Genomic DNA, 13190 nt, shown 5'->3' on the forward strand with positions numbered 1-13190 from the left:
CGGCAAGCCCGGGAATGGCCGCCGGCTTTTGGGGTAGTATCCAAAAAATGGATATCAACCGCATCGACTTCAACCTGCTGGCGACCCTGGAGGCGCTGCTGGCCGAGCGCAGCGTGAGCCGCGCCGCCGCGCGCCTGGGCCTGAGTCAGCCGGCCCTGAGCGCCCAGCTGGCGCGCCTGCGCACGATGTTCGGCGACCGCTTGTTCATTCCCACCCACCGCGGCATGACGCCCACGCCGGTGGCCCTCCAGCTGCAGGCGCCGCTGGGCGCCGCGCTGGCGCGCCTGCGCGAGGTGGTCGCGTCCGCGCGCGTCTTCGATCCGGCCCGCGACGCGTTCACGGTGCGCATCGCTGCCTCCGACTACGTGCAGGCGGCGCTGCTGCTCGACTTCGCGCTGGTGCTGCGCGCGGAAGCGCCGGGCGTGCGGATCGCGCTGCTGCCCGCCAACGATACGCGCCTGGCGGGACAGATGGAGCGGGGCGAGGTCGACCTGGCCCTGCTCACGCCCGAGTACATCGCCGACACGCTGCGTTCGCGCCCCCTGTTCGAGGAGCGCTATGCCTTGATCGCGCGCCGCGGCCACCCGGCGCTGCGCCGCAAGCTCGACGTGCGGCGCTTCTGCGAACTCGATCACGTGATGGTCTCGCCGCGCGGCGGCGGTTTCACGACGCCCGTCGACGACGTGCTCGACGCCATGGGCCTGCGGCGCCGCGTGGTGCTGTCGGCATCGACCTTCCAGTCCGTGCTGGAGCTGGTCGCGCGCTCGGACCTGGTCGCCCTGGTGCCGGGCCGGCTGGCGGATGCGCGCGGCGCCAACCTGCGCGTGCTGGCGCCGCCGCTCGAGGTGGCCGGCTTCGCGATCCGCATGGCCTGGCACGACCGCGACCATGGCGACGTGGCGCAGCGCTGGGTGCGGGAGCGGCTGGCCGCCTACGCGGAGACGGCGCGGCGATAGCGCATCGCGACATTGCACCGCTCGTAGCGCGCACCGTAGCGGGCCATGATGCCGGCATCGTGCTGGAAGCCCAGCTTCTCGTACAGGTGCACGGCGGCGGCGCACTTGGCGTTGCTGAGCAGGTAGAGCGGGTCGGCCTGCAGGGACATGGCGCGCGCGATGACGGCTTCCAGCAGGAACTCGCCGGCCTTCAAACCGCGCGCCGATGCGCGCACGCCCATCTTGGTCAGCTCGAAGCTGGTGGGACCGGTCTTCTGCAGCGCGCAGGTGCCGACGATGCCCAGCCCCCGGGCTTCGACGAACAGGATGACGCCGCCGGCGTCGATGATCTTTGCGCGTGGATTCTCCAGCACCTCGCGGTCGGTGGCTTCGAGGCGGAACATGGCGTTGATCCACTCGGCATTGATGTCGTGAAAATGGACGGCCAGATCGTCGCTGTATTCGCGGATCGTGAGCGTGGCGTTGTCCGTGCGGGCGGCCAGCACGTCGATGGGGGTCGCGTCGAGGGCCGCTTCGATGGCGGCGAGCTGCGCCATGAAAGCGTCGCCGCGCTCCCCCAGCAGGGTGCGCACTGCATCGCCCACCTGGGGAAAGACATACAGACGGGCGCGCGCCAGCACGGCGCTGCCTTGCGGCGTCAGCGAGATCGTGCGCTGGCGCTGGTCCTCGCCCTGTTGCGACTGGACCAGGCCCAGCTCGATCAACTGGCCGACGCCGCGCGTGATGCCGGGCTGGCTGACGCCGATGGCCTGCGCCAGCTGGCCGACGGTCAGCGGCTGCGCTTCCAGCGCCGTCAGCAGGGGCATGTGGGCCGGCTGCACCGGCAGGCCGGCATCGGCGGCGACCTTGGCGGCGCCCGCCTGCATGCGTTCGCCCAGGCGCTTCAGCCTGCTGCCCAGGAAAGTGGGGCCCAGCTCTCTCAACAGATCGGTCATGGCTTGTCCTCGCTAATTACATAACACGGTATATAACACTATATGAATTAAGTGTGCGCGCTGTCAAGCGACAGCCGGCCGGCTACTTTGCATCCCGTTTTGCGGCATACCAAAAGATAAACCTTGCCAAAACCTGATGAGACTAGTACTGTATGTTTATACAGTATTTCTCTGCATCAAACATGAATTGCTCAGACTCAACATCTGCGGCGCCGGAATCCTTGCATCCGTCGCTCTGGCTCGCCTCGCAGCTCGCGCGTGCCAGTACGCACTGCATCGATACCGGCCACCCCTTGTTGTCGTCCCAGTTGCCCGGCGGCGGCTGGCCGACGGGAACGCTCATCGACCTGATGCTGCAGCAGCCCGGCATCGGCGAAATGCGGCTGCTGCGTCCGGCGCTGGAGCAAGTCGCCGCGCGCCGCATCGTGCTGCTGCAGCCGCCGCATCCGCCGCAGGCGCTGGCGCTGGCGGCGCTGGGGGTGCCGCCCTCGCAACTGATCTGGCTGCGCACCAGCCGCACGGCCGATACCCTGTGGGCGGCCGAACAGGTGCTGCGCAGCGGCAGTTGCGGGGCGCTGCTGTTCTGGCAGAGCCAGCACCTGCGCGGCGAGAACCTGCGCCGGCTGCACCTGGCCGCGCAAGCCGGAGAGACCCTGTTCTTCATGATGCGTCCGCTGACTGCCGGCCACGACGCGTCGCCGGCGCCGCTGCGCCTGGCCTTGCGGCCGCAGGCGGGCGGCATCGAGATCGACTTCGTCAAACGCCGCGGACCGCAGCGCGATGCGCCGCTGTTCCTGCCCCTGGGCTTGCCCTTGCCCCTCACCACTTACCTGCAACAACGCCATGCGTCTCTGGATCGGTCTGCACCTGCCCCGGTTGCCGCTCGAGGTCTTCGCTCCGAGCTGGTCCACTGACGCCGGCAGCGTCGTGCTCGAACAGGAGCGCGTGCTGGTGGCGTCGACCCTTGCCCAGGCGGGCGGCATCCGCACCGGCATGCGCCGCGGCGGCGTGCTGATGCTGCTGCCCGATGCCCGGCTGCACGAACGCGCCCCGTTGCTGGAAGCGGAAGCGCGCAACGCGGTGGCCATGGCGCTGTTGCAGTACACGCCGCAGGTGGCGGAAAGCGAGGAGTCGACCCTGTTGATGGACGTCGGCGCCAGCCTGCGCCTGTTCGGCGGCGTGCGCGCGCTGTGCCGGCGCGTGTCTGCCAACGTGAAGGCACTGGGTTTTTCCGCCTCGCTGGCCTGCGCCCCCACGGCGCGCGGCGCCTGGCTGCTGGCACGGGCGAGGGCGGGACGCGTGCTCAAGATGGCGTCGCTGCTGCGCCGCCTCGACCGCCAGGCCCTGCTGCTGGCCCCGCCCGCGCGGCCCTATGCCTCCTGGTTCGAGGGCATCGGCTGCGCCACGCTGGGAGAATTGCGCAGGCTGCCGCGCCCCGGCCTGCAACGCCGCTGCGGGCGCGAACTGCTCGACCTCGTCGATGCCGCCTATGGCCTCTCTCCCGAGCTGCACGAATGGATCGCGCCGCCCGAGACGTTCGACGCGCGCCTGGAATTATTCGACCGTATCGACGATGCCGAATTGCTGCTGGAGGGCAGCAAGCGCCTGCTGCTGCAACTGACGGGCTGGCTGTGCGCGCGCCAGCTTGCGGTGGAACGCATCACCCTGAAGCTGGAGCACGAGCGCGGGCGGGTGGCGCGTCCGCCCACCTGCGTGGAGGTGGCGCTGGCCGAACCGGCCTGGCGCGACGAGCACTTGATCCGCCTGCTGCGGGAGCGGCTGGCCAAGCTGGTGCTGGACGCGCCCGTGATCGGCCTCGGGCTGGAGGCGCAGCAGGTGCAGCCGATGGCGCCGCCGAACGCGTCGCTCTTCCCCGAGCCGGGCGGCACCGAGGAAGACCGCATGCGCATGCTGGAACTGCTGGTGGCGCGCCTGGGCCCGGACAATGTGCTGCAGCCGCTGCCGAACGCCGACTACCGGCCCGAGGCAGCGAACGCCTGGGTGCCGGTGCAGCAGAAGGTGAGGGAAGCGGCACGCAACGCGCGCATGCCGCCCGACGTGATGAGCCTGCCGCGTCCGACCTGGCTGCTGGCCAAGCCGATCGCCCTGCTGATGCGCGACCACCGGCCGTTCTACGGCTCGCCCCTGAAGATGGCATCGACGCCGGAACGCATCGAGGCGGGCTGGTGGAACGGCCCGCAGACGCGCGACTACTTCATCGCCGAAGGGCAGGACCACACGCTGTACTGGGTGTACCGCGAGCGCCTGGGCAGCGACGACGGGGAGCCGCGCTGGTTCCTGCACGGGCTGTTCGGCTAGGGGTGTCTGGCTGATTTCTTTCGCTGGCAGCGAGACCGTCGACCCCGCGAAGGCAGGGGCCCAAGCTCGTCGCGCCGCCGCGCCCGCAAGCCAGCCCGGCCGCGCGCCAGCGAACGGCCGGCGAGCCAGTCCCACAGCAGGGCGGGGGCAATGGGGCAGGGGCTGCGGCATGCTGCAACATCGTCATCGACATTCCTTTCCTCCGGCTCTGCATGACCCTTTCGGACGGCCGGCGGCCAAAGTCCGCCAAACGCGTTAGCATAGCGGCATCATCGCCAAGCAATCGTACCAGAGGACCCATGCTCACCGAACGCATCGACTTCCCCGGCCCGCACGGGAAAATCTCCGCCAAGCTGGACGCGCCGGACGGCACCCCGCGCGCCTACGGCATCTTCGCCCACTGCTTCACCTGCAGCAAGGACGTGCTGGCCGCGACCCGCGTCGCCCAAGGCCTGGCCGCCCACGGCGTGGCCGTGCTGCGCTTCGACTTCGCCGGGCTGGGCGCCAGCGCGGGCGATTTCGCCGATACCAATTTCTCGTCCAACGTCCAGGACCTGGTCACGGCGGCCGACTTCCTGCGCGCGAAGTTCGCCGCGCCGAAACTCCTGATCGGCCACAGCCTGGGCGGCGCCGCCGTGCTGGCCGCCGCCCACCGCGTGCCCGAAGCGCAGGCCGTCGTCACGATCGCCGCGCCCAGCGATCCGCACTACGTCGTCGACAACCTGCTGTCCGAGCACCTCGACACGATCACCAAGCTGGGCGAGGCGCGCGTGCGCCTGGCCGGCCGCAACTTCAACATCCGCCGCCACTTCGTCGAGGATGCGGCCCAGCACAAGATCCACGAGCACATCGCCAACCTCGGACGCGCGCTGCTCGTGATGCACGCGCCCCAGGACGATACGGTCAGCATGGACAATGCGAGCCGCATCTTCGAACTGGCGCAGCACCCGAAGAGCTTCATTTCGCTGGACGGCATCGACCACCTGATCACGGGCCGCGAGGATGGCGCCTACGTGGCCGGCATCATCGCGGCCTGGAGCGCGCGCTACCTGGCATAGGCCTGCCACGCCATGCGCTGCACCTGGATATGCGGGTGGCTTTCCAGCGGCTCCCATTCATCCAGGAACGCAAAGCCCTGACGCTCGTAGAACCGGACGGCGCGCACGTTGTCCGGCGCCACGTCCAGCACCACGCGCGCGTGGCCGCCCGCGACCGCATGCGCCTTGACCGCGTCGACCAGGCGCCGCGCCGCATCCGATCCGCGATGGCCCGGCGCCACCCACATGGCGATCAGGTTGTAGCGGCCCAGGGCATCGACCACGCCGCCCGCCAGTCCCACCGCTTCATCTCCCTCGATGGCCAGCCAGAAGCGCGACGACGCCCGGCCGGCCGCGCGATCCTGCCAATGCGCGTCGTCGTTGGCCGCCGCCTGCTGGTGGCGCACGCCGAATGCGGTGGGGGCGTCGCGCAGGGCGGCCAGGCGGATGGCTTTCAGGGCTTGCCAGTCGGCGGCTTCGGTGGGACGGATCAGCATCGACGAATTTCTCCTTCCATGGACAGGAAACCATCCTCTCATGCCGGCCAAGCGCCGACAACAAGCGGCAATATGCGACAATGCCGCCCCATTGAAGGAGGAGCATGATGCAGCACTTTGAACGGCGGCGCGACCGCTTCGACCTGTTCGACCGCATGGACAGCCCGGCGGTCAATATCTGCTTCACGATGGCGCTGCCGGACTTCCGGCCCTGGTGCAAGGAGCAGGGGCTGGCGGTCTTCCACGTGATGCTGTGCGCCGTGCTGCGCGCCGTACTGAAGATCGAGAATTTCCGCTACCGCATCCTGGACGGGGAGGTGATCGAGATCGAACGCCTGGTGCCGTCCTTCACCGTCATGAACCAGCACGGCGACCTGAATTTCGCCCAGTTCGACTGGAGCGACGACGTGCGCGAATTCGTCGCGCGCGGCCGCGCGGCCGGCGCCAAGGCGTCGGCCATGACGGAGCTGAACCTGAAATACCGCACCATGCTGCCGCGCGAAGCGAAGGAGCAGGTATTCGTCACCTGCATCCCGTGGCTGGACTTCACGTCGATCCAGCATCCGACGACGACACTGGCCGTGCCCGACATCCCGTCGCTGGCATGGGGACGGTTCCGCGATGCGGCGAACGGCCAGCTGCAATTGCCGTTCTCGGTGCAGGCGCACCACGGCTTCGTCGACGGCTACCACATCCACCTGCTGGCGCAGCAGATCGCGGCGGAGCTGGAGGCCATCATGCAGGGGCAGCCGGGCCAGGGGCCATCCGACTGAGTTTCTTCCGACAGAAAGACCGTCGCCCCTGCGCAGGCAGGGGCCTGATGTCGCGTGCGGCAGAGGACATCGGGCCCCTGCCTGCGCAGGGGCGACGTTCGGTGCCGCCAGTCGGCGACAGGCTTACTTCAACGCCGAGTAGATGCCGTCCAGGCGATCCTTGGTGCCCGGGATGCGTTCCAGGCGCGGATAGCGCAGGCCGCCGCGGTAGTCGAGCGACACGGTGCGCAGCACGTTGCCCTTCTTGACCAGCAGCTCGATCGGCTTGCCGTCCTTGGCTTCCCTGATCGCCTTCTTCAGCAGGTCCGCCTTGTAGCCGCGGTTGTTGACGGCGACGATGGTCGAGTTGGCGGCCAGGCCGGCGCGGAAACCGACGCCGTCCCAGATCACGCTGCGGATGCCGCCGTCGGCCGTCACGGTGAAGCCCAGCGAGTAGCTCAGGTCCGTCACCTTGTTGCGGTCGTCGGCGCCCTTGATCAGGTCCGTCGGGGTGTCGGTGTAGACCAGCTTCCAGCCGGCGCGCGCCAGGCCGTCGAGCGGGGCGCCCGGACCGTGGCCGTCCAGCTTGGAACGCAGGAACGTTGCCCAGTCGTAGGGCTGGACCTTGTTCAGGGCCGCGACCACGTCCTCGAAGGTGTAGAACTCGGGCAGGAAGCTGCCGTCCTTGATGCCGTAGAAGGCGCGCGCGAAGTCGTTCAGCGAGCGCTTGTCGCCGGACAGTTCGCGGATGCGGGTGTCGACGTCCAGCCAGATCAGCTGGCCTTCCGAATAATAGTCCTCGCTGCACTGCCAGTTGGCCCAGCCGAGCGGGCGGCGCGCGTTCAGGATCGGGTCGTTGACCGTGTCCTGCACGGCGCGCCAGGCGCGGCCGGCGACGTTGTCGTAGCGCGCGGCGGTGGCGGCCAGCGCATCGCGCGCGCCGGCGGCCGAGACCAGGCCCGAACGGGCGGCCAGCACATTGCCCCAGTACTGGGTCTGGCCTTCGTAGACCCACAGCAGCTCGTTCTGCAGCGGCGTGTTGAAGTTGGGGACGTTCTGGCCGGCCGGGCGGCGGAACTTGCCGTCCCACGAGTGGGTGTACTCGTGCGGCAGCAGGTCGCGGCCCGCTTCGCTCTTGGCCCAGTCGGTGAAGTAGCCCGGCTTGACGCCGTTCTCGCTCGACTGGTGGTGCTCGCGGCCGATGCCGCCGAATTCGTCCGACAGCGCGAACAGGAAATCGTAGTGGTTGTAGTGGTACGAGCCAAACAGTTTATACGCTTGCTGGACCAGCGCGCGGTGGGCGGCGATCTGCTCCGGCTTGGCGTCCAGGCTTTCCGGGGTGTCGGCGAAGACGTTCAGGCGCACCGGCACCTTGCCGCCCGGGTCGAGGTCGAACGTTTTTGCATAGCGTCCCGCGAACAGGGGCGAATCGATCAGCGTTTCCAGGTCGTGCGGCTTGAAGTGCACGTCGTCGCCCTGGCGGTCCTGGGTCTCGAGCGCGCTGGCGTACTTCCAGCCGGCGGGCAGCTTCAGGTTCGGCTGCACGGTGATGCGGCGCGCCACGTAGCCGGCCGGGTACAGCGTCACCGACGGCCATTGCACGCCGAGGATGTCGTCGGTCATCGTGATGCGGCCCTGGCTCGTGTCCAGCGGCGACAGGTACTGGTACTCCGCTTCCAGCGTGGTCGCGCCTTCCGGCACGGTGACGTGGAAGGCGAACACCTGCACCGGGTCGCGCGTCCACTCGACCGGCTTGCCGTTGGCCGTGAACTTCAGGCCGGCCAGCTGGGTGATCGGGCCGTTCGGACCGTGGTTGGCCGGCAGCCATTGCGGATACAGCAGCGTCAGCGGGCCCGGCTTGACGGGAATCGTCATGTGCATGCGGAAGATCTGCTGCGACAGGTTGGTCGCATCGACGTTCAGCACGATGGTGCCGGGGTAGGGCTGGTCGACGGGGGCCGGGACGTCGGCATGGGCCGGGAAGGCCAGTGCGATGGCGAGGGCAACGGTGGAGGCGGAACGCGTGGCCAGCGTCTTGAGGCGCTGTGGAGTACGGTCGGTCATGGCGATACCTGTGGGGACGAGGGAAACGGTGAAACGGGCCAGTGTAGCACGGGGTTATTGGACGAAAATCAAAGGAATTTCCAAGGTGCAGCGATGCAAATAAAATTCATTCACGGGGCATAAAAACCATATTTCGTATGTCTTGAAAACGCCCTGGCGGGACATTAGATTGGACTCAACGGATGCTCACGATGAGGTCCGGAAACTTATCGCTTGAATTTTTAAAGGATACTTACCATGCGTACTTTCGATCTGACCCCCCTGTACCGTTCCGCCATCGGCTTCGACCGCCTGGTCAACATGCTCGAGCAGCGCGCCGAATCGGCCCCGAGCTACCCGCCGTACAACATCGAGCTGGTCTCGGAAGACAAATACCGCATCGTGATGGCACTCGCCGGCTTCACCCGCAACGAGATCGATATCGTTGCCGAGCGCGACACCCTGCACGTCACGGGCCGCAAGAACAAGGACGAGCAGCAACGTACCTTCCTGCACCGCGGTATCGCCTCGCGTGATTTCGAACAGCGCTTCCAGCTGGCCAACCACGTGAAGGTCGTCAGCGCCGGCTTCGACAACGGCATGCTGACCATCGAACTGGTGCGTGAAGTGCCCGAAGCGTTCAAGCCGCGCAAGATTGCGATCGCGGACGCCAACGGCAATACCGACAACGTGCAAGTGCTGGAGCAACCGGGCCAGCAGCAAGCCGCGTAATCGGTAGGTAATCGTAGGGTGGGCACCACGTGCCCACCAACACAAGAGGCGCTGCGGCGCCTTTTTTATTTGCGGCAGCGGAAACGCATAGCGGGCACGTCATTGGTGCGCCCGGCATCGATGACCCACGCTACCTTAAGCCTGGCCTAATTTCGGGCCGAAAAAACTTAAGGATGATCTAAGACTGCTGGGCCACACTACTTCCTACCAAAACAGCTTCATCGAACCACTTTTTCCAATCCAGGAGTCGTCCATGCAAAACCAAGGTGCCACTGCCATCACCGCAAAACGTCTCACGCTGGCGCTGTGCGCGGCCGGCGTCATTGGCGGAGCGGTCGGCGCGGTCGCAGTCAATCACAATAACGCAGTCGCCGCCGCCGAGGCAGCCGCCCGCGCGCCCGCCGCCACCGCCGCCGCTCCCGCGCCGGTACCGGCCGCGCCGGCACCGGTCGCGGGCAACTCGCCCGCCGCGGCGCTGCCCGACTTTACCCAGATCGTCTCGCACAACGGCGCGGCCGTCGTGAACATCCGCGTGGTCGGCACCACCAAGGTGTCGCAGCGCCAGATGCCGCAGTTCGACGAGGACGATCCGTTCTTCGAATTCTTCCGCCGCTTCCAGCAGCCGCAGCAACCGCGCGGCGGCGGTCGCGGGGAAGTCGTCTACGGCGCCGGATCGGGCTTCATCGTGAGCCCGGACGGCGTCATCCTCACCAACGCGCACGTGGTGCGCGATGCATCGGAAGTCACGGTCAAGCTGAAGGACCGCCGCGAATACCGCGCGAAAGTCCTGGGCTCGGATACGAAGACCGACGTCGCCGTGCTGAAGATCGATGCCAAGAACCTGCCCGTGGTCCCGCTGGGTAACACGCGCAACCTGCAGGTGGGCGAATGGGTGCTGGCGATCGGCTCGCCCTACGGCCTGGAATCGACCGTGACGGCCGGCGTGGTCAGCGCCAAGGGACGCACGCTGCCGAACGACTCGGTGCCGTTCATCCAGACCGACGTGGCCGTCAACCCCGGCAACTCGGGCGGTCCGCTGTTCAACACGCGCGGCGAGGTGGTCGGCATCAACTCGCAGATCTACAGCCAGACGGGCGGCTACCAGGGCCTGTCGTTCGCGATCCCGATCGACGTCGCGGTGCGCATCAAGGACCAGATCGTCGCCACCGGCAAGGTGCAGCACGCCAAGCTGGGCGTGTCCGTGCAGGACGTCAACCAGAGCTTCGCGGATTCGTTCAAGCTCGATTCGCCGGACGGCGCGCTGGTCGCGACCGTCGAGCGCGGCAGCGCGGCCGACAAGGCCGGCCTGAAGTCGGGCGACATCATCCGCAAGCTCAACGGCCAGCCGATCGTGGCCGGCGGCGACCTGACGGGCATCGTCTCGATCGCCAAGCCGGGCGAGAAGGTCGCGCTCGAAGTCTGGCGCGAAGGCAAGATCGTGCAGCTGAACGCCACGCTGGCCAATGCCAACGACAAGCCCGACGTGGCGGACGGCGACAACCTGGCCAGCACCACCGGCGGCGCCAAGCTGGGCCTGGCCCTGCGTCCGCTGGAACCGCTCGAACGCCGCCAGTCCGGCATCACGGCCGGCCTCGTGATCGAGGATGCGGGCGGCGCGGCCGAAGCCGCCGGCGTGCAGCCGGGCGACGTGCTGCTGTCCGTGAACGGCAGGGCGGTGAACTCGGTGGCGCAGGTACGCGACGTGGTGAGCAAGTCCACCAAGTCCGTGGCCTTGCTGATCCAGCGCGGGGATGACAAAATCTTCATTCCCGTGCGGATCGGTTAAGGCAGCGTATGTCTTTCATCCGCATGGTTTCTGAGAATCGGGGGATTTGATGCGGCTGCTGCTGGTGGAAGACGATACGATGATCGGCGAAGTAGTGCTCGACCTGCTCAGGGCCGAGCACTACGCCGTCGACTGGGTCAAGGACGGCGAGATGGCCGACACGGCCCTGATGCAGAACCAGAACTACGACCTGGTGGTGCTCGACCTGGGCCTGCCGCGCAAGGACGGCCTCGAAGTCCTGCGCTCGATGCGCTCGCGCAAGGACCGCACCCCGGTGCTGGTCGCCACGGCGCGCGACGCCGTCGCCCAGCGCATCGCCGGCCTCGATGCCGGTGCCGACGACTACGTCCTGAAACCCTACGACCTCGACGAGCTGCTGGCGCGCATCCGCGCGCTGCTGCGCCGTGCCGCGGGCAGGGCCGAACCCATCTTCGAATACAAGAACATCTCCGTCAATCCCGCCACGCGCGAGGTGCTGGTCGACGGCCAGCCGATCGTGCTGTCGGCGCGCGAATGGGCCGTGCTGGAAGCGCTGGTGGCGCGTCCGGGCGCCGTGCTGTCGCGCGCCCAGCTCGAGGAAAAGCTGTACAGCTGGCGCGACGAGGTCAGCAGCAATGCCGTGGAAGTCTATATCCACGGCCTGCGCAAGAAGCTCGGCAGCGACCTCATCCAGAACGTGCGCGGCGTGGGCTATATGGTTCCGAAAGCATGAAGCGGGTATGAGGATGAAAGTGACGCACTCGCTGCGCGGGCGCCTGCTGTGGTTCCTGCTGGCGGCGATCACCATCGCCGCCGTCGCCCAGGCCTTCATCGCCTACCGCACCGCGCTGCAGGATGCCGACCAGATCTTCGACTACCACATGCAGCAGATGGCGCTGTCGCTGCGCTCGCGCATCCCGCTCACCAGCACCGAGGAAACCGCCAACGTCGAGACGCCCGTCGCCGGCAACGACGACCTCGTCGTGCAGGTGTGGTCGCCGGACGGCGTGCAGGTGTTCAAGAGCGTCTCGCACGCGCGCCTGCCGCAACGCGCCGTGCTGGGATTTTCCAATGTGCGGGCCAACGGCACGACCTACCGCATCTTCTCGATCCAGGCCAATAGCCAGACCGTGCAGGTGGCCCAGGACCTGGCTGTGCGGCGCAGCATGGCCAGCAACCTGGCCCTGCGCACGCTGGGGCCGATCGCCGTCATGATGCCGATCCTGATGCTGGTCGTGTGGTGGGTCGTCAGCGGTTCGCTGGAACCGGTGGCGCGCGTGCGCAAGCAGGTCGCATCGCGCCAGGCCGATGATCTGTCGCCCGTTTCCGAGGCCGGCCTGCCGGACGAGGTGCGCCCGCTGGTGCACGAATTGAACCTGCTGTTCGGCCGCGTGCGCACGGCGTTCGACGCCCAGCAGCACTTCGTCGGCGACGCCGCCCACGAGCTGCGCACGCCGCTCGCCGCCCTGAAGCTGCAGGTGCAGAGCCTGGAGCGCGCCAACGACAATCCGGAGGCGCGCCGCGTCGCCATCGGCCGCCTGGGCGCCGGCATCGAGCGCGCCACGCGCCTGGTCGAGCAGCTGCTGGTGCTGGCGCGCCAGGAGGCGAGCGCGACGCCGCACCAGGCCGTCGACCTGGCCGGCGTGGCCAAGCGCGCCGTGGCCGACCTGGCGGGCCTGGCGCAGGCGCGCAGCATCGACCTGGGCCTGCAGCGCGCCGACAGTGCCGACATCCAGGGCCAGCCGGACGCCTTGATGATCCTGGCGAGGAACCTGGTCGACAACGCCATCAAGTACACGCCCAACGGCGGCACGGTCGACGTGTCCGTCGTGGCCGACAAGGGCGCCGTGCGCCTGACGGTGGAGGACAGCGGGCCTGGCATTCCGCCCGAAGAACGCGAGCGCGTGTTCGACCGCTTCTACCGCGTGCCGGGCAGCGACGCGGCCGGCAGCGGACTGGGCCTGGCCATCATCAAGTCGATCGCGCAGCAGCACGGGGCGGCCTTGGCGCTCGGCGAATCCGCGCGTTTGGGCGGCCTCGAAGTGACAGTCACGTTCCCGGTGTGAATGGTGGGCATGTGATGTCCACCCTACCCATGTCCGGCATTACCGTCGACATTGAACGTAGGGTGGGCATCACATGCCCACCATTGCA

General features: G+C 67.9%; 12 protein-coding genes. 9 read left to right on the plus strand and 3 right to left on the minus strand.

The window, feature by feature from the left end:
• Positions 1-47: 47 nt before the first annotated feature.
• Entirely contained in the window at positions 48-956 is a 909-nt protein-coding gene (locus ACI1V7_RS01335; RefSeq protein WP_404529992.1) for a LysR family transcriptional regulator, read from the plus strand.
• On the opposite strand, the gene ACI1V7_RS01340 is transcribed toward ACI1V7_RS01335, so the two are convergent.
• Positions 932-1891, minus strand: coding sequence for a bifunctional helix-turn-helix transcriptional regulator/GNAT family N-acetyltransferase (locus tag ACI1V7_RS01340; protein WP_404529993.1), 960 nt, complete (start codon positions 1889-1891; stop codon positions 932-934). The two genes, ACI1V7_RS01335 and ACI1V7_RS01340, sit on opposite strands and share 25 nt — an antisense overlap.
• A 182-nt stretch (positions 1892-2073) precedes the next feature.
• Between ACI1V7_RS01340 and imuA the strand changes: the two genes are divergently transcribed.
• The 3 genes from imuA (at position 2074) to ACI1V7_RS01355 (ending at position 5268) form a co-directional block, all read left to right on the plus strand.
• Positions 2074-2805, plus strand: coding sequence for a translesion DNA synthesis-associated protein ImuA (gene imuA, locus ACI1V7_RS01345; RefSeq protein ID WP_404529994.1), 732 nt, complete (start codon positions 2074-2076; stop codon positions 2803-2805).
• Entirely contained in the window at positions 2735-4210 is a 1476-nt protein-coding gene (locus ACI1V7_RS01350) for a Y-family DNA polymerase (RefSeq protein ID WP_404529995.1), read from the plus strand. The genes imuA and ACI1V7_RS01350 overlap by 71 nt, the downstream gene beginning before the upstream one ends.
• Before the next feature lie 299 nt (positions 4211-4509).
• The gene (locus ACI1V7_RS01355) at positions 4510-5268 is read left to right on the plus strand and encodes an alpha/beta hydrolase family protein (RefSeq protein ID WP_404529996.1); all 759 of its coding nucleotides are present in this window, start codon (positions 4510-4512) and stop codon (positions 5266-5268) included.
• Here the strand turns inward: ACI1V7_RS01355 and ACI1V7_RS01360 are convergent.
• On the minus strand, positions 5256-5744 hold the full coding sequence (locus tag ACI1V7_RS01360) for a GNAT family N-acetyltransferase (RefSeq protein ID WP_404529997.1): 489 nt from the start codon (positions 5742-5744) through the stop codon (positions 5256-5258). The genes ACI1V7_RS01355 and ACI1V7_RS01360 overlap by 13 nt on opposite strands.
• A 104-nt stretch (positions 5745-5848) precedes the next feature.
• Between ACI1V7_RS01360 and ACI1V7_RS01365 the strand changes: the two genes are divergently transcribed.
• Entirely contained in the window at positions 5849-6517 is a 669-nt protein-coding gene (locus tag ACI1V7_RS01365; RefSeq protein ID WP_404529998.1) for a CatA-like O-acetyltransferase, read from the plus strand.
• A gap of 123 nt (positions 6518-6640) precedes the next feature.
• Here ACI1V7_RS01365 and ACI1V7_RS01370 read toward each other — a convergent pair whose 3' ends face one another.
• Positions 6641-8560 (minus strand): M61 family metallopeptidase, encoded by a 1920-nt coding sequence (locus ACI1V7_RS01370; RefSeq protein WP_404529999.1) that lies wholly within the window; start codon positions 8558-8560, stop codon positions 6641-6643.
• Between the two features lie 237 nt (positions 8561-8797).
• Between ACI1V7_RS01370 and ACI1V7_RS01375 the strand changes: the two genes are divergently transcribed.
• The 4 genes from ACI1V7_RS01375 (at position 8798) to ACI1V7_RS01390 (ending at position 13102) form a co-directional block, all read left to right on the plus strand.
• Positions 8798-9271, plus strand: coding sequence for an Hsp20 family protein (locus ACI1V7_RS01375; protein ID WP_404530000.1), 474 nt, complete (start codon positions 8798-8800; stop codon positions 9269-9271).
• Between the two features lie 253 nt (positions 9272-9524).
• Positions 9525-11057 (plus strand): Do family serine endopeptidase, encoded by a 1533-nt coding sequence (locus ACI1V7_RS01380; protein ID WP_404530001.1) that lies wholly within the window; start codon positions 9525-9527, stop codon positions 11055-11057.
• Positions 11058-11106: 49 nt separating this feature from the next.
• Complete coding sequence (locus ACI1V7_RS01385) at positions 11107-11769, plus strand: response regulator (RefSeq protein WP_404530002.1); 663 nt, start codon at positions 11107-11109, stop codon at positions 11767-11769.
• A gap of 13 nt (positions 11770-11782) precedes the next feature.
• Positions 11783-13102, plus strand: a complete 1320-nt coding sequence (locus ACI1V7_RS01390) for an ATP-binding protein (RefSeq protein ID WP_404531519.1) — start codon at positions 11783-11785, stop codon at positions 13100-13102.
• Positions 13103-13190: the final 88 nt, after the last annotated feature.

This window comes from Massilia paldalensis (assembly GCF_044901715.1).
GTDB classification, from domain to species: Bacteria; Pseudomonadota; Gammaproteobacteria; order Burkholderiales; family Burkholderiaceae_D; genus Telluria; species Telluria paldalensis.